This window comes from Curvibacter sp. PAE-UM (assembly GCF_001432305.1).
Taxonomy (GTDB): Bacteria; Pseudomonadota; Gammaproteobacteria; order Burkholderiales; family Burkholderiaceae_C; genus Hylemonella.
This window is the reverse complement of record NZ_KQ483358.1, coordinates 3,178,544-3,203,103: the sequence shown is the minus strand read 5'-3', so window position 1 is coordinate 3,203,103 and position 24,560 is coordinate 3,178,544. Positions and strand designations below refer to the sequence as shown.

The 24,560-nt window shown below is 66.8% G+C and carries 24 protein-coding genes; 19 read left to right on the top strand and 5 right to left on the bottom strand.

The genetic code is table 11. The features are described from left to right. Positions 1-98: 98 nt before the first annotated feature. Positions 99-1,220, bottom strand: coding sequence for an aromatic ring-hydroxylating oxygenase subunit alpha (locus AO057_RS15315; protein WP_057676763.1), 1,122 nt, complete (start codon positions 1,218-1,220; stop codon positions 99-101). 239 nt (positions 1,221-1,459) lie between these two features. Here AO057_RS15315 and AO057_RS15310 point away from each other — a divergent pair, with 239 nt between their 5' ends. The 5 genes from AO057_RS15310 (at position 1,460) to AO057_RS15290 (ending at position 6,948) form a co-directional block, all read left to right on the top strand. Beyond that, complete coding sequence (locus AO057_RS15310) at positions 1,460-1,702, top strand: exodeoxyribonuclease VII small subunit (protein WP_057676762.1); 243 nt, start codon at positions 1,460-1,462, stop codon at positions 1,700-1,702. Next, on the top strand, positions 1,687-2,598 hold the full coding sequence (locus AO057_RS15305) for a polyprenyl synthetase family protein (RefSeq protein ID WP_057676761.1): 912 nt from the start codon (positions 1,687-1,689) through the stop codon (positions 2,596-2,598). Before AO057_RS15310 ends, AO057_RS15305 begins: the two co-directional genes overlap by 16 nt. Positions 2,599-2,606: 8 nt before the next feature. Beyond that, positions 2,607-4,505 carry a 1-deoxy-D-xylulose-5-phosphate synthase gene (gene dxs, locus AO057_RS15300; protein WP_057676760.1) on the top strand — a complete coding sequence of 633 codons (1,899 nt, stop codon included), beginning with the start codon at positions 2,607-2,609 and terminating at the stop codon, positions 4,503-4,505. A gap of 133 nt (positions 4,506-4,638) precedes the next feature. Then, positions 4,639-5,721, top strand: a complete 1,083-nt coding sequence (locus tag AO057_RS15295) for a TRAP transporter substrate-binding protein (RefSeq protein ID WP_057676759.1) — start codon at positions 4,639-4,641, stop codon at positions 5,719-5,721. Positions 5,722-5,865: 144 nt separating this feature from the next. Next, a complete protein-coding gene (locus tag AO057_RS15290) occupies positions 5,866-6,948 on the top strand; it encodes a TRAP transporter substrate-binding protein (protein WP_057676758.1) in 1,083 nt (360 codons plus the stop codon). Between the two features lie 96 nt (positions 6,949-7,044). Here AO057_RS15290 and AO057_RS15285 read toward each other — a convergent pair whose 3' ends face one another. Together AO057_RS15285 and AO057_RS15280 are read right to left on the bottom strand one after the other, a co-directional pair. Beyond that, positions 7,045-8,871, bottom strand: a complete 1,827-nt coding sequence (locus tag AO057_RS15285) for a TRAP transporter large permease (RefSeq protein WP_057676757.1) — start codon at positions 8,869-8,871, stop codon at positions 7,045-7,047. Then, positions 8,872-9,474, bottom strand: coding sequence for a TRAP transporter small permease subunit (locus AO057_RS15280; protein ID WP_057676756.1), 603 nt, complete (start codon positions 9,472-9,474; stop codon positions 8,872-8,874). Positions 9,475-9,698: 224 nt separating this feature from the next. Between AO057_RS15280 and senA the strand changes: the two genes are divergently transcribed. Further along, entirely contained in the window at positions 9,699-10,979 is a 1,281-nt protein-coding gene (gene senA, locus AO057_RS15275; RefSeq protein WP_057676755.1) for a selenoneine synthase SenA, read from the top strand. Here senA and AO057_RS15270 read toward each other — a convergent pair. Beyond that, on the bottom strand, positions 10,925-12,121 hold the full coding sequence (locus AO057_RS15270) for a substrate-binding domain-containing protein (protein ID WP_082605588.1): 1,197 nt from the start codon (positions 12,119-12,121) through the stop codon (positions 10,925-10,927). The two genes, senA and AO057_RS15270, sit on opposite strands and share 55 nt — an antisense overlap. Positions 12,122-12,182: 61 nt before the next feature. Between AO057_RS15270 and AO057_RS15265 the strand changes: the two genes are divergently transcribed. The 4 genes from AO057_RS15265 to AO057_RS15250 all read left to right on the top strand — a co-directional run bounded on the left by AO057_RS15265 (position 12,183) and on the right by AO057_RS15250 (position 15,399). Continuing rightward, on the top strand, positions 12,183-12,926 hold the full coding sequence (locus AO057_RS15265) for an ABC transporter permease (RefSeq protein WP_057676754.1): 744 nt from the start codon (positions 12,183-12,185) through the stop codon (positions 12,924-12,926). An 8-nt stretch (positions 12,927-12,934) separates the two neighbouring features. Then, entirely contained in the window at positions 12,935-13,702 is a 768-nt protein-coding gene (locus AO057_RS15260; RefSeq protein ID WP_156404574.1) for an ATP-binding cassette domain-containing protein, read from the top strand. Next, positions 13,699-14,511 (top strand): ABC transporter substrate-binding protein, encoded by an 813-nt coding sequence (locus AO057_RS15255; RefSeq protein ID WP_057676753.1) that lies wholly within the window; start codon positions 13,699-13,701, stop codon positions 14,509-14,511. The genes AO057_RS15260 and AO057_RS15255 overlap by 4 nt, the downstream gene beginning before the upstream one ends. Before the next feature lie 306 nt (positions 14,512-14,817). After that, positions 14,818-15,399, top strand: a complete 582-nt coding sequence (locus AO057_RS15250) for a hypothetical protein (protein ID WP_156404573.1) — start codon at positions 14,818-14,820, stop codon at positions 15,397-15,399. 145 nt (positions 15,400-15,544) lie between these two features. Here the strand turns inward: AO057_RS15250 and AO057_RS15245 are convergent, their stop codons facing one another. Then, positions 15,545-16,450: a LysR family transcriptional regulator gene (locus tag AO057_RS15245; RefSeq protein ID WP_082605586.1), complete on the bottom strand. Its 906-nt coding sequence runs from the start codon at positions 16,448-16,450 to the stop codon at positions 15,545-15,547. 119 nt (positions 16,451-16,569) lie between these two features. On the opposite strand from AO057_RS15245, the gene AO057_RS18440 reads away from it, so the two are divergent. The 9 genes from AO057_RS18440 (at position 16,570) to AO057_RS15205 (ending at position 24,478) form a co-directional block, all read left to right on the top strand. Next, complete coding sequence (locus AO057_RS18440; protein WP_256380096.1) at positions 16,570-16,695, top strand: hypothetical protein; 126 nt, start codon at positions 16,570-16,572, stop codon at positions 16,693-16,695. Between the two features lie 11 nt (positions 16,696-16,706). Then, complete coding sequence (locus tag AO057_RS15240) at positions 16,707-17,735, top strand: amidohydrolase family protein (RefSeq protein WP_057676751.1); 1,029 nt, start codon at positions 16,707-16,709, stop codon at positions 17,733-17,735. Further along, positions 17,732-18,634 (top strand): VOC family protein, encoded by a 903-nt coding sequence (locus AO057_RS15235; RefSeq protein WP_057676750.1) that lies wholly within the window; start codon positions 17,732-17,734, stop codon positions 18,632-18,634. The genes AO057_RS15240 and AO057_RS15235 overlap by 4 nt, the downstream gene beginning before the upstream one ends. 19 nt (positions 18,635-18,653) lie before the next feature. Then, positions 18,654-19,514, top strand: a complete 861-nt coding sequence (locus AO057_RS15230) for a fumarylacetoacetate hydrolase family protein (RefSeq protein WP_057676749.1) — start codon at positions 18,654-18,656, stop codon at positions 19,512-19,514. 2 nt (positions 19,515-19,516) lie between these two features. Further along, the gene (locus AO057_RS15225) at positions 19,517-21,061 is read left to right on the top strand and encodes a bifunctional 3-(3-hydroxy-phenyl)propionate/3-hydroxycinnamic acid hydroxylase (RefSeq protein WP_057676748.1); all 1,545 of its coding nucleotides are present in this window, start codon (positions 19,517-19,519) and stop codon (positions 21,059-21,061) included. Between the two features lie 43 nt (positions 21,062-21,104). Next, complete coding sequence (locus AO057_RS15220) at positions 21,105-22,079, top strand: Bug family tripartite tricarboxylate transporter substrate binding protein (protein ID WP_057676747.1); 975 nt, start codon at positions 21,105-21,107, stop codon at positions 22,077-22,079. A gap of 13 nt (positions 22,080-22,092) precedes the next feature. Next, entirely contained in the window at positions 22,093-22,680 is a 588-nt protein-coding gene (locus AO057_RS15215; protein ID WP_057676746.1) for a YbhB/YbcL family Raf kinase inhibitor-like protein, read from the top strand. A 96-nt stretch (positions 22,681-22,776) separates the two neighbouring features. Next, positions 22,777-23,283, top strand: a complete 507-nt coding sequence (locus AO057_RS15210; protein ID WP_057676745.1) for a GNAT family N-acetyltransferase — start codon at positions 22,777-22,779, stop codon at positions 23,281-23,283. A 46-nt stretch (positions 23,284-23,329) separates the two neighbouring features. After that, entirely contained in the window at positions 23,330-24,478 is a 1,149-nt protein-coding gene (locus AO057_RS15205; protein ID WP_057676744.1) for a GGDEF domain-containing protein, read from the top strand. Positions 24,479-24,560 lie beyond the last annotated feature (82 nt).

Genomic DNA, 24,560 nt, shown 5'->3' with positions numbered 1-24,560 from the left:
GGGGGGGGGGGGGGGGGGGGGTGAGTGGGGGGTTGTTAAGTGCCCCGTCAGGGAATGAGACCACGTGCTTGAAGGTCAGTGACGAGGGGTTCGGAAAATCACAAGGCCATCTGCTTCCGATACCACTCATGAAAATGCTGCATGCCATCCTCCATGGGGCTCTGGTAAGGACCAACCTCGTTGTCCCCGCGCTCGTGCAGCGCACGGCGCCCCGCGTCCATGCGCTCGCCGATCTCGTCGTCTTCGATGCAGGTTTCCATGTAGGCGGCCTGCTGGGCTTCGACGAATTCGCGTTCGAAGGCGGTGATTTCTTCGGGGTAGTAGAACTCCACCATGTTGAGCGTCTTGCCGGGGCTGACGGGGTGCAGCGTGGAGACGGTCAGCACGTGCGGGTACCACTCGACCATGATGTGCGGGTAGTAGGTCAGCCAGATCGCGCCGCGCTCGGGCAGCTGGCCGTTGCGGTACTTCAGCAGGGCATCGTGCCAGCGCTGGTAGACCGGTGAGCCCGGGCGCTGGAAGGCGCTGGACACGCCCACGGTCTGCACCGAGTAGTGTTCCTTGAACTCCCAGTTCAGGTCTTCGCAGGTCACGAAGTGGCCCAGGCCCGGGTGGAAGGGGCCGACGTGGTAGTCCTCCAGATAGACCTCGATGAAGGTCTTCCAGTTGTAGTTGCACTCGTGCAGTTCTACCCGGTCCAGGGTGAAGCCGGTGAAATCGAGCTGCGCGCGCGGGCCCATGCCGGCCAGGTCGGCGGCGATGTCGCGGCCGTTGTCTTCGAAGAGCAGGCCGTTCCACTCCTGCAACTTGTAGTTGTTCAGGTTCAGGCAGGGGTCGTGCGCGAAATGCGGCGCGCCGATCAGCTGGCCCTGGGAAGAGTAGGTCCAGCGGTGCAGCGGGCAGACGATGTTGCCGCCGGCGCTGCCGGGCGCGGTGGCCTGGAGCGAGCCGCGGCCCTTGAGCATCACGGCCTGGCGATGCCGGCAGACGTTGGAGATGAGTTCCACGCCGGAGGGCGTGCGCACCAGGGCCCGCCCTTCCTTTTCCTGGGGGAGGGCGTAATAGTCGCCGACTTCGGGGACGCTCGCGGCATGGCCCACATAACGCGGGCCGCGTCCGAAAATGAGTGCCATCTCGCGCTGGAACAGCGCTTCGTCGAAGTAGCTTGAAACTGGTAGTTGGCTGTGCGCCTGCTGCAGTCGAAGACTTAAATCAGACATGGGTGACCTGACCTAAAGACTCCCCACAGGGAGGTACGCCCCGAGGCGTGACAAAAGAAAAGGCGTTGCCAGCACGGCAGGCCAGGAGAGCCCGGGATTGTACCCCGGGGGGCGCTCGACGCCGGCCGCTGCGAGCTATTTTGCGTTCCGGCACCGTATTTCAGGGCCCTGTGGTGGTGGTGGCCCGGCCCAAAGGCGGCGCACGGCCTAAAATGCTGCGTTTACACCGTCCTGTTTCCATGGCCAAGGCTCCCACATCCACGCCCGCATCCGGCACCCCCGTCAGCTACGAGGCGGCCTTGCAGGAACTCGAACAGCTGGTCAGCCGGCTGGAGTCCGGCGAACTGCCGCTGGAGCAGCTGCTCACGGGCTACCAGCGCGGCGCCGAGCTGCTGAAGTTCTGCCGCGACAAGCTGGAGGCCGTCGAAGGCCAGATCAAGGTGCTGGACGAAGGCACCCTCAAGACATGGACACCCGAGTGAATGTGAAGATGGATTTCGATTTGCGCGGCTGGAGCGCCGAGCGGCTGGTGCGCGTGGAACGTGCGCTGGAGACCTGGGTCGGCATCGAGGCCCCGGCCGGCCTGGGTGAAGCCATGCGCTATTCGGTGCTCGACGGCGGCAAGCGCCTGCGGCCGCTGCTGGTGCTGGCCGCGTCCGAAGCCGTGGGCGGCAACGAGCGCGCCGCGCTGCGCGCCGCCTGCGCTGCGGAACTGATCCACGCCTATTCCCTGGTGCACGACGACATGCCCTGCATGGACAACGACGTGCTGCGCCGGGGCAAGCCCACGGTGCACGTGAAGTTTGGCGAGGCCGGCGCCCTGTTGGCCGGCGACGCGCTGCAGGCCCTGGCCTTCGAGTTGCTCACCCCCGAAAGCGACAACGTTCCCGAAGCCATGCAGGCGCGCCTGTGCCGTCTGCTCGCGCACGCGGCCGGCAGCGCGGGCATGGCCGGCGGCCAGGCCATCGACCTGGCCAGCGTCGGTGTGAAGCTCGATGAAACGCAACTGCGCCAGATGCACCGTCTCAAGACCGGCGCCCTGCTGCAGGGCAGCGTGCTGATGGGCGCGGCCTGCGGTGAGGTGAGCGCCGGCCAGCGTCAGGCCTTGAGCGATTACGGTGCCGCCCTTGGCCTGGCCTTCCAGGTGGTGGACGACATCCTCGACGTGACGGCCGATTCCGCCACGCTGGGCAAGACGGCCGGCAAGGATGCCGAGCAGGACAAGCCCACCTATGTGTCCCTGCTGGGGCTGGCGCGCTCCCGCGCCTACGCGCAGGAGCTGTATGCGCAGGCCTTGCAGGCCCTGGAGACCAGCGGCCTGGCCGACACACGCGCCCTGCGCGCCCTGGCCGACATGGTGGTGAACCGCGACAATTGAGCAAGAGCATGTCCGATACCTCTTATCCCCTGCTGCAGACGATCAACGACCCGGCCGAGTTGCGCCGGCTGTCGCGCGCCGAGTTGCGCCCCCTGGCCGACGAGCTGCGCGCCTACGTGCTTGACAGCGTCTCCAAGACCGGCGGCCACCTCAGCTCCAACCTGGGCACCGTGGAACTCACGGTGGCACTGCACTACGTCTTCAACACGCCCGAAGACCGCCTGGTCTGGGACGTGGGCCACCAGACCTACCCGCACAAGATCCTGACCGGCCGGCGCGAGCGCATGCACACCTTGCGCCAGCTCGGCGGGCTCAGCGGTTTTCCGCAACGCAGCGAGAGCGCTTTTGATGCCTTCGGCACTGCGCACAGCAGCACCTCCATCTCTGCCGCGCTGGGCATGGCCCTGGCGGCGCGCCAGAAGGGCGAGGACCGCCACGCCATTGCCGTCATCGGCGACGGCGCCATGACGGCCGGCATGGCCTTCGAGGCACTGAACCACGGCGGCGTCGAAGACTGCAAGCTGCTGGTCATCCTCAACGACAACGACATGTCCATCAGCCCGCCGGTGGGTGCGCTGAACCGCTACCTGGCCCAGCTCATGAGCGGGCGTTTCTACGCCGCTGCCAAGAACGTGGGCAAACAGGTGCTCAAGGGCGCGCCGCCGCTGTTCGAGCTGGCCAAGCGCTTCGAGGAACACGCCAAGGGCATGGTGGTGCCGGCCACGCTGTTCGAGAAATTCGGCTTCAACTACATCGGCCCCATCGACGGCCACGACCTCGACTCGCTGATCCCCACGCTGGAGAACATCAAGCACCTCAAGGGGCCGCAGTTCCTGCACGTGGTCACCAAGAAGGGCCAGGGCTACAAGCTGGCCGAGGCCGACCCCGTGGCCTACCACGGCCCTGGCAAGTTCGACCCGGCCGTGGGCCTGGTCAAGCCCGCCACGACCCCGAAGCAGACCTTCACCCAGGTCTTCGGCCAGTGGCTGTGCGACATGGCCGAGCAGGACGAGCGCCTGGTCGGCATCACGCCCGCCATGCGCGAGGGCTCGGGCATGGTGGAGTTCCACCAGCGTTTCCCCGGCCGTTATTACGACGTCGGCATTGCCGAGCAGCACGCCGTCACCTTTGCCGCCGGCCTGGCCTGCGAAGGGCTCAAGCCCGTTCTGGCCATCTACTCCACCTTCCTGCAGCGCGGCTACGACCAGCTGATCCACGACGTGGCCCTGCAGAACCTGCCCGTGGTGTTCGCGCTGGACCGCGCGGGCCTGGTGGGTGCCGACGGTGCCACGCACGCCGGTGCCTACGACATCCCCTACCTGCGCTGCATACCCAACATGGCCGTGGCCTGCCCGGCCGACGAGCGTGAATGCCGACAGCTGCTGAGCACGGCTTTCGAACAGGACCACCCCGTGGCCGTGCGCTATCCGCGCGGCGCCGGCGTCGGTGTGGCCCCCGTTGCCGGTCTGTCGGGCCTGCCTTACGGCAAGGGCGAAGTGCGCCGCCAGGGCAAGGGTATCGCCATCCTCGCCTTCGGCACGCTGCTCTACCCGGCCCTGGCTGCGGCCGAGAAGCTGGGCGCCACGGTGGTGAACATGCGCTGGGCCAAGCCGCTGGACGTGGAACTGCTGCTCAAGGTGGCCGCCACGCACGAGGCCCTGGTCACGGTGGAGGAGGGCGCCATCATGGGCGGCGCCGGCAGTGCGGTGGGCGAGGCCCTGCAGGCCGCGGGGGTGCTCAAGCCGCTGCTGCAGCTGGGCCTGACCGATGTCTTCATCGAGCATGGCGACCCGACCAGGCTGCTGGCCTTGCAGGGCCTGGACGCGGCGGGCATCCAGGCCGCCATCGAAAAGCGTTACCCGGCGCTGACCGCACAAGCGAAACCTGCGCTCAAGGTCGTGGGCTGAGTCTGCGGCCATGGTCGTGGCCGCTGTGGCGATTACCTAGGGTTTGCCCTTGCCGTCAGGGCTACACTTGCCCCTTTCCGGTGCACGTCGGTGCCCGGGATGCTGAATCCCTATCTTTCTACTGGAGTTGACCATGGATCGTCGTTCCCTCATCAAGCAGGCCGGCATTGCCGGCGTGCTGGCCGCTGGTGCCGCCCCCGCCGTACACGCGCAAGCTGCCGTTCGCTGGCGCCTCGCTTCGAGTTTCCCCAAGTCGCTCGACACCATCTTCGGCAGCGCCGAGAAGTTCTCGCAGACCGTCAAGGCCCTGTCGGGCGGCAAGTTCGAAGTCTCGGTGCACGCCGCCGGCGATCTGATGCCCGCCTTCGGCGTGGTGGATGCCATCCAGAACAACACCGTCGAGATGGCGCAGACCGCGCCCTACTACTTCACCGGCAAGAGCCCCATCTTCGCCTTCGGCTGCGCCGTGCCCTTCGGCCTGACCGCACGCCAGATGGACGCCTGGATGGAGCACGGCAACGGCCGCAAGCTCATGGACGCCTTCTTCGACCAGTACAACATCAAGAGCGCCAGCGCGGGCAACACCGGCACCCAGATGGGCGGCTGGTATCGCAAGGAGATCAAGACCGTCAAGGACCTCAAGGGCCTGAAGATGCGCATGGGTGGTGGCCTGTTCGGCGAGACCATGCAGAAGCTGGGCGTGGTGGCCCAGAACATGCCCGCCGGTGAGGTCTACCAGGCCCTGGAAAAGGGCACGCTGGACGCCACCGAATTCGTCGGCCCCTACGACGACGAGAAGCTGGGTTTCAACAAGGTCGCTCCCTTCTACTACTACCCCGGCTGGTGGGAAGGTGGCGCCGAGCTCGAGTTCTTCATCAACAAGAAGGCCTACGCTGCGCTGTCGGCCGAGAACCAGGCCATCGTCGACGCTGCCACCGCCGTGGCCGCGCGTGACATGACGGCCAAGTACGACGCCAGGAACCCGCTGGCGCTCAAGCGTCTGGTGGCGGCCAAGACCCAGCTCAAGCCTTTCTCCAAGGAAATCATGGACGCCGGCTACAAGGCCGCCATGGAAGTCTTTGCCGAGCACGAGGCCAAGTCGCCCGAATTCAAGAAGATCCACCAGGACATGCGCGCCTTCCAGCGCGACCAGATCCTGTGGGCGCGTTTCTCCGAGTTCCGCTACGACGGCTACATGTCCTCCGCCAAACTGTAAGCAGAGCGACAATGAACACAAGGAACGGGCCTGCGGGCCCGTTTTCTTTTGCGTAGAAGCGCGTACGGGGGTAACTCCCTATGCCTCCCTCTGAGAGCCGTTCCTAGAATCGGCCCACCTCAGTTCATCAGTTGGAGACATATCATGGATCGTCGTTCCCTCATCAAGCAGGCCGGCATTGCCGGCGTCCTGGCGGCTGGCGTCGCCCCCGCGGTGCATGCCCAGGCCGCCATCCGCTGGCGCCTGGCCTCCAGCTTCCCGAAGTCGCTCGACACCATCTTCGGCGCGGCCGAGGTGTTCGCCAATGCGGTGAAGGCCATGTCCGGCGGCAAGTTCGAGATCTCGGTCCATCCGGCCGGCGAGATCATGCCCGCCTTCGGCGTGGTCGACGGCGTGCAGCAGGGTTCCGTGGAAATGGCCCACACCGCCCCCTATTACTTCTTCGGCAAGGACGAGACCTTCGCCTTCGGCTGCGCCATCCCCTTCGGCCTGAACAGCCGCCAGATGACTGCCTGGCAGTACGAGGGCAACGGCCTCAAGCTCATGCGCGAGTTCTATGCCAAGTACAACATCGTCAGCTTCCCCGGCGGCAACACCGGCGCGCAGATGGGCGGCTGGTACCGCAAGGAAATCAAGTCGCTCAAGGACATCAAGGGCCTGAAGATGCGCATCGGCGGCTTCGGCGGCAAGATTCTTGAGAGGATCGGCGGCGTGCCGCAGAACATCCCGGCCGGCGAGATCTACACCTCGCTGGAAAAGGGCACCATCGATTCCGCCGAGTGGGTGGGCCCGTATGACGACCAGAAGCTGGGCTTCAACAAGGTCGCCCCCTTCTACTACTACCCCGGCTGGTGGGAAGGCGGCCCGCAGCTGGATTTCTACATCAACAACAAGGCCTTCGACGCCCTGTCGCCCGAGAACAAGGCCATCGTGCAGGCTGCGGCCAGCCACGCCCATGTGACCATGCAGGCCCGCTACGACGTCAAGAACCCCGTGGCGCTCAAGCAGCTCGTCGCTGCCGGCACCAAGCTGCGCCCCTTCCCCAACGACGTGATGAACGCAGCCTACAAGGCCGCCATGGGCTTCTACGAGGAACTGAGTGCGAAGAACGAGAACTGGAAGAAGGTCTACGCCGACTTCTCCGCCTTCCGCCGCGAGCAGAACCTCTGGTTCCGTTTTACCGAGGCACGTTTCGACAGCTTCATGCAGTCGCAGAAGAACCTCTGAGTCCGGGCCTGCGGCCACGAAAAAGCCCCGCAACGCGGGGCTTTTTTCTGCCTGCTGGCCAAAACGCGCCCGAGGGGCGGGTCTTGCGCTGAGCGCTTATTTCTTCCTCTCGCGAGCCATGGACTCCTCCATGGCCTTCATCGGGTCCTCATCGGCCTTGTTGTCGTCCATCGGCGCGGCCTTGAGCTTGTCCGCGGCGGGCCCTGCATCGTCCTTGTCTGCGTCCGCCGGGGTTTCTTCCTCGGGTTCCACATTCGAGATGTCGAGCTGCTGCATCACTTCGGCGGCCGACAATCCCTCGACCTGGCTGATGTTGCCGCTGACCAGGTTGGGGAAGGCCATGATGATGCCCACCATGAAGAGCTGGATGCAGATGAAGGCGATCGAGCCCTTGTAGATCTGACCGGTGGTCACGGCCGGGATGGTCTGGCCGGTGACGCGGTCCTTGTAGTCGTGCTTGGGCGCCACGCTGCGCAGGTAGAACAGCGCGAAGCCGAAGGGCGGCGTCAGGAAGGAGGTCTGCAGGTTCATGGCGATGATCACGCCGAACCAGATCATGGCCACGTCGGCCGTCATGCCCGGGAACAGGCCGGGCAGGATCTTCTCGGCCACCGGTGCGAGCAGCGGGATCACGATGAAGGCGATCTCGAAGAAGTCGATGAACATGCCCAGGATGAACACCAGGATGTTCACCACGATCAGGAAGCCCCAGGCGCCGCCGGGCATGTCGGCAAACAGGTGCTCGACCCAGAAGTGGCCGTCGGCCGCGTTGAAGGTGAAGCTGAAGACCGTGGAGCCGATCAGGATGAACAGCACGAAGGACGCCAGCTTGGCCGTGTTGTCCAGCGCCTGCTTCATCAGCCCCATGTCCAGGCGCTTCTTGCCCATGGCCAGCACCAGCGCACCGACCGCGCCCATGGCGCCGCCCTCGGTGGGGGTGGCCACGCCCAGGAAGATCGTTCCCAGCACCAGGAAGATCAGGATCAGCGGCGGCATCAGCACAAAGGTCACCTGCTCGGCCAGGCGCGAGAGCAGGCCCATCCTGGTCAGCCGGTTGACGATGGCCAGCGCCAGGCCGGTGAGGGACGCCAGCGTCATGGACAGGATCACGATCTCGTCGCCGGGCGAGGGCGTGGTGCGCTCCAGCCAGGACGTCATCAGCTGGTCGTGCACCTGAGCCCAGGCCAGGCCGACGGCCGCGCAGATCAGGAACAGCAGGCCCAGCGAGCGGTGGCCAGAGCTGCCGCTGGTTTCACGGTAGATGCGGGCTTCGGGTGGCAGAGCCGGCACCATGGCCGGGCGCACCAGCGCCACGATCACCACGAACAGGATGTACAGGCCCACCAGCATCAGGCCGGGGATCAGCGCGCCGGCATACATGTCGCCCACGGAGCGGCCCAGCTGGTCAGCCAGCACGATCAGCACCAGCGAGGGCGGAATGGCCTGCGCCAGCGTGCCCGAGGCCGTGATGGCACCCATGGCGATGGTGCGGCTGTAGCCGTAGCGCAGCATGATGGGCAGCGAGATCAGGCCCATGGAGATCACGGCTGCGGCCACCACGCCGGTGGTGGCGGCCAGCAGGGCGCCCACCAGGATCACCGCGATGGCCAGGCCGCCGCGCAGCGGGCCGAACACCTGGCCCACCGTCTCCAGCAGATCCTCGGCCATGCCCGAGCGCTCCAGGATGATGCCCATGAAGGTGAAGAAGGGGATGGCCAGCAGCGTGTCGTTCTGCATGATGCCGAAGATGCGCAGCGGCAGGGCCTGGAACAGCGAGGCCGGGAACAGGCCCAGCTCCATGCCGATGAAGCCGAAGCCCAGGCCGGTGGCGGCCAGCGCGAAGGCCACCGGAAAGCCGGTCAGCAGCAGGACCAGCAGTCCCACGAACATCACGGGCACGAACTGTTGGGTGAGGAATTCCATTTATTTTTCTCCAGCCAGCTTGCGCTCGGCGATGGCTTCGAGTTCTTCCAGGTGCTTCTGCTCGTCGGTCTTGTGGGCCGCATCGCTCAGGCTGTCCGGCCCCTGGCCGGTCAGGAACAGCGCGCGCTTGAGCAGCTCGGAGAGGGCCTGCAGCAGCAGCAGCGCAAAGCCCAGCGGCATCAGCGCATAGGCCGGCCAGCGGATCAGGCCGCCGGCGTTCTGCGACATCTCGCCTGTCAGCAGCGCCTGGGTGAACAGTGGCCAGCTCAGGGCGATGCAGATGCCGCAGAAGGGGATCAGCACCAGCACGATGCCGCCCACGTCGATCCAGTTGCGCGTGCGTGCGGAGAGTCGCGTGGAGATGAAGTCGATGCGCACATGGGAGTTCTTCAGGAAGCCGTAGCCCGCGCCCAGCATGAAGACGGCGGCAAACAGGTACCACTGGATCTCGAGCAGGGCGTTGGAGCTGGTGCCGAAGGCCTTGCGCACGATCGCGTTGCCGGCGCTGATGATCGTGGTGGCCAGGATCAGCCACATGGTGATCCGGCCGACCCGGCTGCTCAGGCTGTCGACCAGCCTCGATAGTTTCAGAAGTACCTGCATGCTTGCTCCAGGAAAGGGGGGGGCCGGTGCTTGGGCCAGCGCGGCCTGCCGCACCGTGGGTGCGCTGGCGTCGGCCGCTGCGACTGGCAAAACAGTTGATTTTATAGGGGGCGCCCTTACGGGTTTCCGGGTGTAAACACCAGTAGGTAGTTATGCAGACCGGCCTGTGTGCAAGTCAGGGCATGGTCAGGTCGACAGCAGGCTCCGATGCGGAATAATGGGCCATGCCCTTCGAAATCCCCGCCCCCGCTTTCGCCCGGCTCGACAGCGCCGACCTGCGCGGTGCCGGGCGGGAGTTGCTGAGCCTGGCGCTGATGGATGCGCGCAACCACACCCTGTTCCTGATCGACCAGTACGAGCAGGCCTTGCGGGCCCAGGGCCTGCAGGTGCCCCTGCTGCCCGAACTCAACCCGCCCCTGTGGGAGTTCGGCCACGTGGGCTGGTTCCAGGAGCGCTGGATCGGGCGCAACCTGCAGCGCCACCAGGGCCCGCGCGCCGACCCGCAGGCCACGCCTCTGGCCTCACTGCTGCCCCAGGCCGATTTCTGGTGGGATTCCAGCCGCATGCCGCACGACCGGCGCTGGGCCCTCGAATGGCCCCCGCTCACCGACCTCAAGTCCTACCTGCTGGCCACCCTCGAATCTTCGCTGGAGCTGCTGGCCAAGACCCCGGACGAGGACGACGCGCTCTACTTCTACCGCCTGGCCCTGTTCCACGAGGACATGCACGGCGAGGCTTTCGTCTACATGGCCCAGACCCTGGGCCTGCGCCTGCAACTGGCCCTGCCGGCGCCGGCCCTGGCGCGCGAGCCCCTGTGGCTGCCGGCCACACGCTGGCGCCTGGGGGCAGATGCAGGCGCCGGTTTCACCTTCGACAACGAGCGCCCGGCGCACGAGGTGGCGGTGCCCGAGTTCGAGATCGATGCCCAGCCCGTGAGCTGGACGCAGTACGTCGAATTCGTCGCCGACGGCGGCTACGACCGCCCCGAACTCTGGCTGCCCGCCGGCTGGGAGTGGCTGCAGGACCAGGTCCGGCGTGAGGGCCGGCGCGCCCCGCGCCATGTCGAGCAGATCGGCTTGGCGCGTCCCGGCGTGAAGGGGGGCGGGCAGGGCGGGGTGCTGCAGCGCTGGTTCGGCCAGACCGTGCGCCTGGCCGGCTGGTCGCCCGTGATGCACGTGAGCTGGTGGGAGGCCGACGCCTGGTGCCGCTGGGCCGGCCGGCGCCTGCCCACCGAAGTGGAGTGGGAAGTGGCGGCGCACCAGGTGGCGGGGCGGGGTTTCCGCTGGGGCGATGTCTGGGAGTGGACGGCCAGCACCTTCTACGGCTACCCGGGTTTCAGCGCCGACCCCTACCGCGACTACTCCGAGCCCTGGTTCGGCACCCACAAGGTGCTGCGCGGCGCCTCGCTGGCCACGCGCCGGCGCCTGAAATCGCCCAAGTACCGCAACTACTACCTGCCCGGGCGCGACGACGTCTTCAGCGGTTTCCGTTCCTGCGCTCTCTGAGGCGCAGACCTCGCGGCGCGTTTTTTGGCGGCCGCGGGTTTTTCCTTGGGCGTGCGGTAGTTCCACCAGGGCAGCAGGCGGCTCATGGCCAGGACCTCGCCCATGCGGGCGGCCGGGTGGTAACCCGGCAGCTGCTGCAACTGCTGCAGCCAGCCCTCGCCCTGCAGCACCTTGCACAGGGCCTGCACGGCCGGTTCGTCCAGTGCCGATTTCAGGCAGACCAGGTGGTAGTCCTCCTCGACCAGGGGCACGAAGTCCAGCCCGCGTGCGCGCGCCGCCGCTTCGATGCCCAGGCCCGCATCGGCCTGGCCGGCCGCGACGGCCTGCGCCACCGCCGCGTGCGAGGGTTCGGTGTGGCGGTAGCCCTTGATGCGGCTGGTCGCGATGCCCTGCTGCCTGAGCAGCTCGTCCAGCAGCACGCGCGTGCCCGTGCCCAGGGCGCGGTTGACGAAACGCGCGCCGCTGCCGGCCAGCTGCTGCAGGCCGTGCAGGCCCAGCGGATTGCCCCTGGCCACCATCAGGCCCTGGCTGCGCCGCGCGAAACCGATGATCTTGTGCAGGCCGGGCTTGAGCAGGGGCTTGTAGGTCTGTTCGGCCAGCGAGCCCACGCCGGGCTGCTGCAGCGTGTGGAAGCCAGCCATCACGCAGCGCCCCTCGTTGAGCGCACGGATCGCGTCCACACTGCCGGTGAAGCGTACGTCCAGGTGCAGTTGCTGCGTCTGCGCCGCATGGGCACGCAGCGCGCTCAGGGCGTCGTCGTGGCTGGCGTAGAGCGTGAGTACGTGCACCGAATCGTCGAAGGCCACCGCATAGGCGCGTTCCAGGTCGGCGCGCAGCGCCTCGATCTGGGGTGACAGCCGCGCCTGCGCCTGGCGCTCGGCCCACAGCAGCTTGGTGCCGAACTCGCTGAGCCGCGCGGACTGGCCCTTCTCCCAGATCAGCAGCTCATTGCCCAGCTCGTTTTCCCAGCGCTTGAGCTCGCCCCAGACGTGACGGTAGGACAGCGCCAGCTGGCGGGCCGCGCCCGAGATCGAGCCGCTTTCCTGCACCGCGTGCAGCAGGTCCAGCAGGGGATTGCGGATCAGGGCGGTCTGCTGCTGCGCCTGCGGGACGAATGTGTAGTGAAACTGCAACCTATGCACGGTAGTTCATATGGTGGGGTTTTGGGGCCATCCGTACGATACCCCACAACAACTCTCGCCCATGTCTACGTTCACCGAAAGCGCGTCCACAGCGCTGCACCTCATCACCTCCCTCGATCCCGTCCTGCTGGCCATCGTTGGCCGGTCTCTGGCCGTCAGCGCCACGGCCTGCGCCATCGCCTGCGTGCTGGGCGTGGTGCTGGGGGCCTGGCTGGGCGTGGCGCGTTTTGCCGGGCGCGACGTCGTGCTCACCCTGCTCAACACCCTGCTGGCCGTGCCCTCGGTGGTGGTGGGCCTGGTGGTCTACCTGCTGCTCTCGCGCTCCGGCCCGCTGGGCCACCTGGGCTGGCTCTTCAACTTCGAGGCCATGGTGCTGGCCCAGGCCATCCTGGTGCTGCCCGTGGCCACCGCGCTGACGCGCCAGGTCATCGAGGACGCCGAGGTCCAGCACGGCGAGCAGCTGCGCTCCCTGGGCGCGGGCACCGGCCTGCGTGGCCTGCTGCTGGCCTGGGACGAACGCTACGCCCTGCTCACCATGCTCATGGCCTCCTTCGGTCGCGCCATCTCCGAAGTGGGCGCCGTGATGATCGTGGGCGGCAACATCGACGGCTTCACGCGTGTCATGACCACCGCCATCGCCCTGGAAACCAGCAAGGGTGACCTGCCGCTGGCCCTGGCCCTGGGGCTGATCCTGCTGGGCGTGGTGCTGGCGCTCAACAGCCTGATCGCCCTGGTGCGCCGCTGGCGCGAGCGCGTCGAAGGCAGTGGCCGCGGCATGATGACCGGTGTGGAGGCAGCGGCATGAGCGCGGTCATGCCATCACGGGTCGTCGCGCTGCGCGACCTGGGCGCCGCCATCGAGCGTTCGGCCCGGCCCGTCTTCGAGCTGCAGTCCGCCGGCCTGGCCTTTGGCGCCTTGCAGGCCCTGCGCGAGCTGAACCTCTGCATCCAGCCCGGCGAATCCGTGGCCCTGCTGGGTGCCAACGGCAGCGGCAAGAGCACCCTGCTGCGCCTGCTGCACGGCCTGCTGCGGCCTACGACCGGCACCTGCCTGGCCGACCCCGGCCTGCGCCAGGCCATGCTGTTCCAGCGCCCCTTCATGCTGCGCACCACGGCGCAGAACAACGTGGCCCTGGCCCTGTGGCTGCGCGGCACGCCCTGGCGCGAGGCCCGCAGCCGCGCCTTGCTCGCGCTCGAGCGCGTGGGCCTGTTGCCCCAGGCCGGCCAGCCGGCGCGCACGCTCTCGGGTGGCCAGCAGCAACGCATGGCCCTGGCACGGGCCTGGGCCTTGAGCCCTGAGGTACTGCTGCTGGACGAACCCACCGCCAGCCTGGACCCGCACGCCAAGCGCGAGGTCGAGCAGCTCATCGCCGACTTTTCTGCCGGCGCGGATGGCCGGCCCGTCACCGTCGTCTTCGCCAGCCACAACCTGGGCCAGGTCAAGCGCCTGGCCAGCCGCGTCATCTACCTGGAGATGGGCCGTGTGCTGGCCGACCTGCCGGTGCAGGAGTTTTTCGACGCGACACGGCTGCAGGCCGTCTCGCCATCCGCCGCCTTGTTTGTCAAAGGAGAACTCGTATGAACATATTCAAATCCGCCGTCCTCAAGGCCGCCCTGGGCGCCACGCTGGCGGTCGCTGCACTGGCGACCTCGGCCCAGACCATCGTGATGTCGTCCACCACCTCCACCGAGCAGTCGGGCCTGTTCACCTACCTGCTGCCCGCCTTCAAGGCGGCCAGCGGCATCGACATCAAGGTCGTGGCCCTGGGCACCGGCCAGGCACTGGACATGGCGCGCCGCGGCGATGCCGACGTGGTCTTCGTGCACGACCAGGTGGCTGAAGAGAAGTTCGTGGCCGACGGCTGGGGCCTGCAGCGCCAGGCCGTCATGTACAACGACTTCGTGCTGATCGGCCCCAAGGCCGACCCGGTGGCTACCAAAGGCAATGACATCGTGGCGGCGCTGAAAAAACTCGCCGCCGTCAACGGTGCCTTCATCTCGCGCGGCGACAAGAGCGGCACGCACGCCGCCGAACTGCGCTTCTGGAAGATGGCCGGCCTGGAGTCCAAGGGCAGCGGCTACAAGGAATGCGGCTGCGGCATGGGCCCGGCGCTCAACATCGCCGCCAGCAGCGGCGCCTACGTGCTGGCCGACCGCGGCACCTGGCTCAACTTCAAGAACCGCGCCGACCTGGCGGTGCTGGTCGAAGGCGACCGCCGCCTCTTCAACCAGTACGGCGTGATGGTGGTCAACCCTGCCAGGCACCCGCAGGTCAAGCTGGCGCTGGCGCAGAAGTTCGTCGACTGGATCGTCTCGCCCGCCGGCCAGAACGCCATCGCCGCCTACAAGATCGGCGGCGAACAGCTGTTCTTCCCGAACGCCGATAAGTGAGCTGACTTACGCCAACTTACGTAAAAATATTGATGGGGGAAGTCCTGATCTCTTGATCTGTGGCTATTGTGCTGCTGACTTGAGGCTGGCAGGGAACTGGCGTAACTGCCTTGGGAAAGTGCTTGCGGTTGATTTCATTTGGCAAGTGCAAAGCTACTAATTTTGGCTAGTGCAAAGCTACTGAATTCGTACCATATCTATTTCTGCAGCCTCTCAGTAAAATTTTTCCAGAAGAAGGTGTCGTGTGCGTCTGCTTGCTTGACATGCGCCGCAGCTATCTTTGGGTTGTTTTTCAAGGGAGACTCAATGAAGATATACGTCGTACTTGCCTTGGTTTTTATTGCAGGGTGCGCACCAATGCCCAAGTCACCAGTGGCCTCATCAGCATCAAAGACGATGTCGATATCGAAGACAGTTGCTGACAACAAAACGACCGATCAGCAAGACAGAGAAAATCAGGCGATCATTGAAGCGAGGCTCAAGGAAGAGTTGGATTTTTGCCAGCCCAGGCTGTCAGGCTTTGAGAGGAAGTCTGCAGAGCAAGCGGAAAATGCCTACTGGTTGTCGATGAGTGGATTGGTGGCCGGCACGGTTCTGGCACCTGCTTTGACTGCGGCAAATGCCGCAGGAAATGCGGCGGGGATAGCTGCACTGAGTGGTTGGGCTGGCGCCACAAACTTTGCAGGGCAGTCCCTGAAGACATCTGGACTTAGCGGTTCAGCTATCGCGGAAACCAGAAAAGAAATCACCAAGAACATTAAGGATCAGATAGTGATCGCATTTGATGGGAGCAAAAAGTTTGAGGAGCGTAGCGCAGCGATCATGAAAATTCGCGCCGAGTGCATTGTTTATGAGATCGCAGTTCCGAGTATTCCTCAGCAGAATTGAGCGCTGCCTGGACAACAGCGGATTGAATGCGCAACCAAATTGATGTGGGCGGGTTTGCCAGCGGTCCAGCAGCGTGCCGTCGTCGCAAGGTTCTAGCCCCGCTCGTAGAAGCTGTGCAAATTGCTCTTCTGCCAGAGCATCATCTCTAACCCTGCCGGAACAGCTCGTGGATCTGCTTGCGCAGCCAGACGTGCGCCGAGTCCTTCTGGAAACGCTGGTGCCAGAACAGGTGCACATCGATCACCGGTGACTTCATCGGGGTGTCGACGTAGCGCACCTCCCCGTGCTGCACGAAGAACTCCGCCAGGTCGCGCGGCACGGTGGCGATCAGGTCCGAGGTCTCGACGATGGGCAGCAGGCTCATGAAGTGCGAGAGCTCCACCACCACCCGTCGCTGGATGCCCTTGGCCTGCAGGAACTGCTCGATCACGTGCTCGCGCCCGTCGGGCTTGACCACCGCGTGCGAGGCCTTGAGGAACTGGGCCAGTGTCAGCTTGCCCCGGCCCAGCGGGTGCCCCTTGCGCAGCAGACAGACGTGCGAGCTGCGGATCAGGCGCTGCTGGTAGAAGCCGGCCTTCTGCAGGTCGGGGAAATAACCGATGGCCAGTTCGGCCGCGCCCGACTCCAGCGCCGAGGCGGCGGCGTGGCGCGGCATGGCCAGGGTCTTGAGGCTGATGTGCGGCGCGTGTTCGGCCAGATACGCCAGCAGGCGCGGCAGGAAGTTCATCTCGGCAATGTCCGGCGTCAGCAGGGTGTAGGCGCGCTGGCTGGTGGCCGGCTCGAAGGCCGAGGGCTGCAGGATCTCGGACTGGATGGTTTGAACGATAGGCCGGATCACCGCGCCCAGGCTCTCGGCGCGCGGCGTGGGATTCATCAAGGCGCCAGCGCGCACGAACAGCGGGTCGTTGAAGAGCACGCGCAACCTGGCCACCGCCGCGCTCATGGCCGGCTGACTCAGGCCCAGCGCCTCGCCGGCGCGTGTCACGTTGCGGTGCTGCAGCATGGCGTCGAACACCACCAGCAGGTTCAGGTCGACCGATCGTATATCCATGCCGTGGATTCTATGTATTTGTGGAATCGACTAGATCAATGATGGAGCTCTCCCTAGACTCGCCCCATCACTGAATTGATCCGCGTCAAGACGGACCCACCCACGAGGAGACAGACAAGGTGCAGACACTCACGCTCGCCCAGGCGCATTCCAGAAGCGCCGGCTACAAGCCCATGGGCATCGCCGTGCTGGACGAAGCCATCTGCATTGCCGGTGTGGTGTCGGCTGGCCTGGTCGCAGGCTGAGAGGGCCGCTTATGCAGTGCAGCTGCGGCGTGGATGTGCACGCCCACGTCATCCCCGGTGAATTCCCCGCCTGGCTGGGTGGCGCCACACCCCCCGGTTGGCCCTCCATGGCGCCGGCGCAGGACTGCCAGCACCGCAGCGTGATGATCGACGGCAAGAACTACCGCACGGTGTCCGATAAGAGCTGGAGCACCTCGCGCCGTCTCGCCGACTTCGAAGAGATGGGGTTGGCCTTGCAGGCCATCTCGCCCATGCCCGAGCTGCTGTCCTACTGGCTGGCGCCCGCCGTCGGCGCGCAGCTGGTGCGTTACCTCAACGAACAGATCGCCAGCATGGTGGCCGAGTCCGGCGGCCGGCTCATCGGCCTGGGCGCCGTGCCCCTGCAGGATATGGACCTGGCCCTCCGCGAACTGACTTACATCAAGACCTCGCTGGGGCTCAAGGGCGTGGAGATCGGCAGCAACATCAACGGCGTCGTCATGGGGGACCAGCGCTGGCTGCCTTTTTTCGAAGCCTGCGCTGCGCTGGATATGCCGGTCTTCGTGCACGCACTGCGCCCGGTGGGCATGGACCGCCTGGTCGGCCCGCCGCCCCTGCAGCAGGTGCTGGCCTACCCCACCGACGTGGGCCTGGCCGCGGCCTCCGTGCTCACCGGCAATCTGCTGGCCAAAGTGCCTGGCCTGCGCCTGGCCTTCAGCCACGGCGGCGGCACGCTGGCCATGCTGCTGCCGCGCCTGCAGCAGGCCATGAGCGTCTTCCCCGCGCTGAAGGACAGCGTGCTGAAGTCACCCGCCGAGCAGGCGCGTGAACTCTATTACGACACCCTGGTGTTTGATACGCCCACGCTGCAGCACCTGGTGCGCACCTTCGGCGCCAGCCAGCTCATGGTGGGCACCGACTACCCCTTCAACTTCCACGACGCCCGCCCGATAGCAAGCATCCGCGCCGCCGGTTTCGACGAGACCATCGTCGACCAGCTGACGCAGGCCAATGCCCGGCGTTTCCTGGGCCTGCCCATTTCTCAAGGAACAACAGCATGACCCATGCCTCCTCACGCGTGGCCGCCTTGCGCAGCGTGGCCCTCACCGTGCCCGACCTGGTTCAGGCGGAAGCGTTCTACACCGGCACCTGGCACCTGAGCGTGGTCGCGCGCACAGCTGACGCGCTCTACCTGCGCGGCACCGGCGCCGACCACCACCTGCTGGCCCTGCACCTCGCGCCGGGTCCGGCACGCATCCGCAACGTCACCCTGCGCGCGCGCAGCCGTGCCGCGCTGGACGACGTGGCGCAGTCTGTCGCGGCAGCCGGTGGTCGCGTGCTCGAAGCCATCGCCCCCGTGCAGGAACCCGGCGACGGCATTGCCCTCACCGTGACCGACGCCGACGGCCGTATCTTCCGCCTGGTGCACGGCGACACCTTGCATGCCGATGCGCACGAAGCCAAGGACCGGCCCCTGCGCCTGGCCCACGCCGTGCTCAACAGCCACGACGTGGAGGCCACGCGTGTTTTCATGGAGCAGGTCTTCGACTTCTCGCTCTCGGACCGCACCCGCATCATGGCCTTCATGCGCTGTGGTGATGACCACCACAGCATCGCCCTGGGCGACACCGACAACGACGCGCTCAACCACATCGCCTTCCTCATGCCCGACCTGGAGTCCGTCATGCGCGGCGGCGGCCGCATGCGTGACGCGGGTTACGGCATCGAGTGGGGCCCCGGCCGCCACGGCCCCGGCGACAACGCCTTCAACTACTTCGTCGGCCCCTTCGACGTGGTCATCGAATACACGGCCGAGGTCGAGCAGATCGATGACAGCTACCAGGCCGGCCAGCCCTCGGACTGGACCTGGCCGCCCGGCCGCGTCGACCAGTGGGGCATTTCCCAGCCGCCCAGCGCGCGCCTCAAGCAGGCGCAAAAAGCCATCGTTTTCGTTTCCTGATTTTTAGCGAGGAGTTTTCATGCGTTTCATCACTTACACCCAGGGCAAAGAGCAGCGTCTGGGCGTCGTCACGGGCAACGAGGTTATCGACCTGAACCAGGCCCAGCCACAGATCAGCGCCGACCTGCGCACCGCCCTGCGCGCGGGCCAGGACCTGGCCGGCGCCGCCAAGGCGGCCATCGCCTCCAGCGCCAAGCGGGTGCCTCTTTCCAGCGTGACGCTGGCCCCCGTGCTGCCCGAGCCCGGCAAGATCGTCTGCCTGGGCCTCAATTACTACGACCACGCCAAGGAAGGCGGGCGCGAGAAGCCGGTCTACCCCTGGTTCTTCCTGCGCTGCGCCTCCTCGCTGCTGGCACCCAACGCCAAGGCCTTGCGCCCCAAGGTCTCCGAGCGCCTGGACTGGGAGGCCGAACTCGCCGTGGTGATCGGCAAGACCGTGAAGCACTGCACGATGGACAACGCGCTCGACGCCGTCTTCGGTTATTCCGTCTTCAACGACATCTCGGTGCGCGATTACCAGAAGAAGACACCGCAGTGGAGCATAGGCAAGAACTTCGACCGCACCGGCCCCTTCGGCCCCGCGCTGGTCACCGCCGACGAACTGCCCGCGGGCGCCACCGACCTGCGCATCCAGGCGCGCCTGAACGGCCAGGTCATGCAGGACGCCAACACGCGCGACATGATCTGGGGCGTGGCCGAGACCATCCAGCTGCTCACCGAGTGCATGACGCTGGAGCCCGGCGACGTCATCGTCATGGGCACGCCGGCCGGTGTGGGCCAGGCGCGCAACCCGCCGGTGTGGATGAAACACGGCGACGTGGTCGAGATCGAGATCGAGAACATCGGCCTGCTGCGCAACACCATCGAGGACGAGGCCTGACCATGGGGAACCTGAAAGTGGCGGCGCCTTATGACGTCGCCATCGTCGGCTTCGGCCCTTCGGGTGCGGTCGCCGCGGGCCTGCTGGGCGCCCAGGGCATCCGCACCTATGTGTGCGACAAGCTGCGCGACGTCTACGACAAGCCCCGCGCCATCGCGCTGGACCACGAGATCATCCGTCTCTTCCAGCAGATGGGCGTGGCGAAGAAGATCAAGCCCTACCTCGAACCCTTCACCGATTCGGTCTATTACGGGGTGGACGGCCAGGTCATCAAGCGCATGTCCACCGTGGCGCCACCGTACCCGCTGGGCCATACGCCCTCGGTGGTCTTCACCCAACCGCCAGCCGAGCGCATCCTGCGCGAGCACGCGCTGTCCTTTTCCTGCGTGACCGTGCAACTGGGCCAGACGCTCACGCAGATCAAGCAGGATGAGCAAGGGGCCACGCTCACACTCAAGGGTGACGATGGCAAACCCTCCACCGTGCAGGCGCGTTACGTCATCGCCTGCGACGGGGCGTCGAGCACCGTGCGCAGCCAGGTCGGCATCACGCTGGAAGACCTGGACTTCGACGAGCCCTGGCTCGTGGTGGACGTGCTGGTCAATGACAAGGGCCTGGCCAAGCTGCCCACCACCAGCGTGCAGTACTGCAACCCCGAGCGCCCCAGCACCTTTCTCATCTGCCCCGGCCAACATCGCCGCTGGGAAATCTCCATCAACCCCGGCGAAGACCCGAAGGACGTGGCCACGCCCGCGGGCACCTGGAAGCTGCTGGCGCCCTGGCTCACGCCGGCCGATGCCACGCTGTGGCGCCAGGCCAGCTACCGCTTCCACGCGCTGGTCGCGAGCGTTTGGCGCAGCGGCCGCGTCTTCGTGGCCGGCGACGCCGCCCACCAGCAGCCGCCTTTCCTGGGCCAGGGCATGTGCCAGGGCGTGCGCGACGTGGCCAACCTCTGCTGGAAACTGGGCGCCGTGCTCCAGGCCGGCGCGCCCGAACGCCTGCTCGACAGCTACGGCGAGGAGCGCAAGGCCCACGTCATCGACCTGACCACCCGCATCAAGGGCATCGGCCAGATCATCTGCGAGCGCGACCCCGTGCGCGCCCGCGCGCGTGACGCCAGGCTGCTGGCCGAATGCGGCGGTGTGGTCCAGCCCACACCGCGCCAGGACGTGCAGCCCGCCTTGCGCGCAGGCTTGCTGGCCGCGCAGCAGCACCCGGCGCGCGGCACCATCTTCCCGCAGCCCTGGCTGATGGTCGATGGTGAAAAACAGCGCATGGACGATGTGCTCGGCAGCGGCTGGCGTCTGGTGCTCGATCGCCATGCCGATGCGGCCCTGCGCCAGCAGGCGCGCGTGTTGGCACGGCCGGGCCTCACGGTCGTGCAGCTCGGCACACCCGGCTGCACCGAGACTGAGGGCGTGTTGCAGCGCTGGTTCGAACGCCAGGGTTGCAGCGCCGCCCTGGTGCGGCCCGACCACTACGTCTATGGCGTGGCCTCCAGCGCGCAGGAGTTGTCGGGCCAGCTCTCGACACTGGCCGCTTTCTAAGGTACACAGTTTTTACAACGACAGACCCAACGAGGAGACAGACATGCAACGCAGACATTTCATCCAGGCCAGCCTGCTGGCCACGGCCGTTCCCGCCGCCTGGGCCCAGGCCAACGGCGCCTGGCCCGACAAGCCCGTCAAGTTCATCCTCTCGCAGCCGCCGGGCTCCGGCCCGGACAACGTGGCCCGCCTGCTGGGTGACCGCCTGGCTCGCGCGCTGGGCCAGCCCATCGTCATCGAGAACAAGCCCGGTGGCCAGAACATCATCGGCGCGCAGGCCGCGGCGCGCTCGCCCGCCGACGGCTACAGCCTGTACTTCGCCACCACCGCGGCGCTGGTCACGAACAAGTACCTGTTCAAGACCATGCCTTACGACCCCGAGAAGGATTTCGTGCCCGTGGCCTTCATCGCCAAGAGCCCGTTTGCCGTGGTCGTGAAGGCCGAGTCGCCCATCACCTCCATGCAGGACCTGATCGCCCGCTCCAAGGCCGAGCCCGGCAAGGTCTCGCTGGCCAACGAAGGCCCGCGTACCTTCGGCGGCATCATCGCGCGTGTCATCAACGCGCGCACCCAGATGCAGGCCAATCTGGTGGGTTATGCCTCGGTGGGTGTGGCCGTGCAGAACATCATCGGTGGCCACGCCGACGCGGCGGTGGCCGACGTCGCCTCCACCGCGGCGCTGGTGCGCCAGGGCCGCCTGCGCTACCTCGCCGTCACTGCGGCCAAGCGCGTGGCCGGTTGGGAGCAGGTGCCCGCGTTGTCCGAACTGCTGACAGGTTTCGAGATGGTGGGCTGGTTCGCCGTGGTGGCCCCGGCCGGCACGCCGGCCGCTGCCATCCAGCGCATGAACAGGGAGATCAACACCCTGCTGGGCGATGTCGAGGTGGCGCAGCGCATGGCCACCATCGGCCCCATCGCCGAGTCCATGGGCGCGCCCGAGCAGACCGGCGCCTTCCTCACTCTGGAGCACCAGCGCTGGAGCCGCGCGGCCCAGGAAATCGGCCTCTTGCCGGAATAAAGGAAAGGCCACCATGAACATCCTGCATCGCAGCTTCAAGCTCGGCCTGCTGCTGGTAGCGGCCAGCCTGCTCGGCGCCTGTGCCGGCCTGTCCAGTCCCTCGCCTTACAGCGCGAGCGGTTTCAACCTGGTCTCGCCCGGCCGCCCGGACAACGCCATGCTCACCCAGCCCTACGCTGGCAAGAACCCGGCCAATCCCAATTGCGTGGGCGAGAACCTCACGCCGGCCCTGAGCTGGGTGCGTGCCCCCGCAGGCACACGCAGCTTCGCCATCGTGATGGACGACCAGGCTGGTCGCGCGGGCCTGGGTGTGAATCACTGGACGGCCTACGGCATCGCGCCCATCGTGACGGGCCTGGCCGAAGGCGAGGCGAGTGCTCCCAGCAGCAAGCTGGTGGCGGGCAAGAACACGCTGGGCATGGCCTACCTGGGCCCTTGCCCGCCGCGTGGCAACGCGCCCCAGCACTACGTCTACACCCTGATCGCCACCTCGCTGGCGCCCGACGCGCTGCCGCCCGGCCTGAGCAAGGCCGAACTGATGGAGGCGCTCAAGGGCAAGGCGCTGGGTGCCGCCAGCCTGGTGCTGCGTTACTCGCACTAGGACGCATACCGCCGGCTTGCGTCGGTCGATCCTGTGCCAGGAAGCCAGCCCGCGAGGGCTGGCTTTTTTCATGCCGCGCCGCGATACAGTGCGTGCATGAACATCCGCATCCGCGACGAAACCACCCTCGACGTGCCGGCCATCACGGCCCTCACCGAGGCCGCCTTTCTCAATGCCCCGCACACCGCCCACACCGAGCACTTCATCGTCAACGCCCTGCGCCGCGCCGGGCAGCTCACGCTTTCGCTGGTGGCGGAGCAGGCCGGGGCCGTGGTCGGCCACGTGGCGCTCTCGCCCGTGACCGTGTCCGATGGCGCACCGGGCTGGTACGGCCTGGGCCCCATCTCGGTCTTGCCCGCGCTGCAAGGGCAGGGCATCGGTTCGGCCCTCATGCACGCCGCGCTGGACGGCCTGCGCGCGCGTGGCGCGGCCGGCTGCGTGCTGGTGGGCGACCCGGCGTATTACGCGCGCTTCGGCTTCAAGCCCTTGCCCGGCCTGGTCTACCCCGGCATCCCGTCCGAGTTTTTCATGGCCCTGGCTTTCGGTCCATCCGTGCCGCAGGGCAGCGTGGTGTTTCACGCAGCTTTCGAGGCCACGGCCTGACACACATCCACACATCTGGCAGGGGGCGCCGCGGTACCATACCCGCATGCAAAAGAACGAGACAGGGAGCGGTGCCACTGCGCCGGACACCACGGGCGGCCCCGCGCGCCTGTCGGTGGCCCTGCTGCAGGCCGAGAACCGCCGCCTGCGCGAGCAGCTCGACGGCCTGATCGCCGAGGCTCGCCTCAATCAGGACAAGCTGCGTCGCTTCGACCAGCTCGAACGCAAGGTCATCGGTGCCGCCTCGCTGGCCGGCTTGCTGGACACGCTGCTGCAGGACTACCCCGCGCTCTTCGAACTCGATTGCGTCACCGTGGCCCTGGTGGACGCGCAGTACGAAGCCGCGCGCATCCTGGGCGAAGGCAGCGCGTCCCAGCCTGGTGGCCTGCTTTTCCTGCATAGCGAACAACCCTTGCAGCAGCTCTACGCCGCCGGTGCCCGCCCGCTGCTGGGCGCGCCCACGGCCGCGCACGAATTCCTGTTTGAGGGGCAATCCGCCACGCCGGGCAGCGTGGCCCTCTTGCCCCTGGTGCACCGCGGTGCCTTCATCGGCAGCCTCAACCTGGGCAGCCGCGACGCAACGCGCTTCGCCACCGGCAGCAGCACCGACTTCCTGGAGCGCCTGGCCGCGCTGGTGGCCGTCTGCCTGGACAGCGCCCTGGCCACCGAACGCCTCAAGCTCGCCGGCTTGACCGACGGCCTGACCGGCGTGCACAACCGCCGTTATTTCGAATCGCGCTGCCTGGAGGAAGTGCAGGCCGCGCGCCGCAGCACGCAGCCCCTGGTCTGCCTGCTGCTGGACGTGGACCACTTCAAGCGCATCAACGACACGCACGGCCACCCCGCGGGCGACGCCGTGCTGCGCTACGTGGCGCGCCTGATCCGCGCGCAACTGCGCGGCAGCGACGTGGTGGCCCGTTACGGCGGCGAAGAGTTCGTCATGTTGTTGCCGGCCACGCCGCTGCCCGCCGCGCTGGACACCGCCGAGCGCATCCGCCGTGTCATCGCCGCGCAGAGCATGCCGGTGCAGGTGGCCGAGCCGCTGCGCATCACCGTCTCCATCGGTGCTGCATTGCTGCCAGGCGAGGGCGAGGTGGACGCCGCCGTGCTGGCCGCGGCCCTGGTGCAGCGCGCCGACCAGGCGCTGTACGCGGCCAAGCAGGGTGGGCGCAACCGGGTGCTGGCGGCGGATTGATCGTCGCTGCCTGCGACCAGATTCATCCCCTACGTACAAGGATGGGTAATTGCGGTGGGCCGCCCGAAGGACTAAGCTGCCT

Coding starts and splice junctions, on each gene's coding strand:
- AO057_RS15315 (WP_057676763.1), bottom strand. CDS start 1,220: ATGTCTGATTTAAGTCTTCGACTGCAGCAGGCGCACAGCCAACTACCA.
- AO057_RS15310 (WP_057676762.1), top strand. CDS start 1,460: ATGGCCAAGGCTCCCACATCCACGCCCGCATCCGGCACCCCCGTCAGC.
- AO057_RS15305 (WP_057676761.1), top strand. CDS start 1,687: ATGGACACCCGAGTGAATGTGAAGATGGATTTCGATTTGCGCGGCTGG.
- dxs (WP_057676760.1), top strand. CDS start 2,607: ATGTCCGATACCTCTTATCCCCTGCTGCAGACGATCAACGACCCGGCC.
- AO057_RS15295 (WP_057676759.1), top strand. CDS start 4,639: ATGGATCGTCGTTCCCTCATCAAGCAGGCCGGCATTGCCGGCGTGCTG.
- AO057_RS15290 (WP_057676758.1), top strand. CDS start 5,866: ATGGATCGTCGTTCCCTCATCAAGCAGGCCGGCATTGCCGGCGTCCTG.
- AO057_RS15285 (WP_057676757.1), bottom strand. CDS start 8,871: ATGGAATTCCTCACCCAACAGTTCGTGCCCGTGATGTTCGTGGGACTG.
- AO057_RS15280 (WP_057676756.1), bottom strand. CDS start 9,474: ATGCAGGTACTTCTGAAACTATCGAGGCTGGTCGACAGCCTGAGCAGC.
- senA (WP_057676755.1), top strand. CDS start 9,699: ATGCCCTTCGAAATCCCCGCCCCCGCTTTCGCCCGGCTCGACAGCGCC.
- AO057_RS15265 (WP_057676754.1), top strand. CDS start 12,183: ATGTCTACGTTCACCGAAAGCGCGTCCACAGCGCTGCACCTCATCACC.
- AO057_RS15260 (WP_156404574.1), top strand. CDS start 12,935: ATGCCATCACGGGTCGTCGCGCTGCGCGACCTGGGCGCCGCCATCGAG.
- AO057_RS15255 (WP_057676753.1), top strand. CDS start 13,699: ATGAACATATTCAAATCCGCCGTCCTCAAGGCCGCCCTGGGCGCCACG.
- AO057_RS15250 (WP_156404573.1), top strand. CDS start 14,818: ATGAAGATATACGTCGTACTTGCCTTGGTTTTTATTGCAGGGTGCGCA.
- AO057_RS15245 (WP_082605586.1), bottom strand. CDS start 16,450: ATGGATATACGATCGGTCGACCTGAACCTGCTGGTGGTGTTCGACGCC.
- AO057_RS15240 (WP_057676751.1), top strand. CDS start 16,707: ATGCAGTGCAGCTGCGGCGTGGATGTGCACGCCCACGTCATCCCCGGT.
- AO057_RS15235 (WP_057676750.1), top strand. CDS start 17,732: ATGACCCATGCCTCCTCACGCGTGGCCGCCTTGCGCAGCGTGGCCCTC.
- AO057_RS15230 (WP_057676749.1), top strand. CDS start 18,654: ATGCGTTTCATCACTTACACCCAGGGCAAAGAGCAGCGTCTGGGCGTC.
- AO057_RS15225 (WP_057676748.1), top strand. CDS start 19,517: ATGGGGAACCTGAAAGTGGCGGCGCCTTATGACGTCGCCATCGTCGGC.
- AO057_RS15220 (WP_057676747.1), top strand. CDS start 21,105: ATGCAACGCAGACATTTCATCCAGGCCAGCCTGCTGGCCACGGCCGTT.
- AO057_RS15215 (WP_057676746.1), top strand. CDS start 22,093: ATGAACATCCTGCATCGCAGCTTCAAGCTCGGCCTGCTGCTGGTAGCG.
- AO057_RS15210 (WP_057676745.1), top strand. CDS start 22,777: ATGAACATCCGCATCCGCGACGAAACCACCCTCGACGTGCCGGCCATC.
- AO057_RS15205 (WP_057676744.1), top strand. CDS start 23,330: ATGCAAAAGAACGAGACAGGGAGCGGTGCCACTGCGCCGGACACCACG.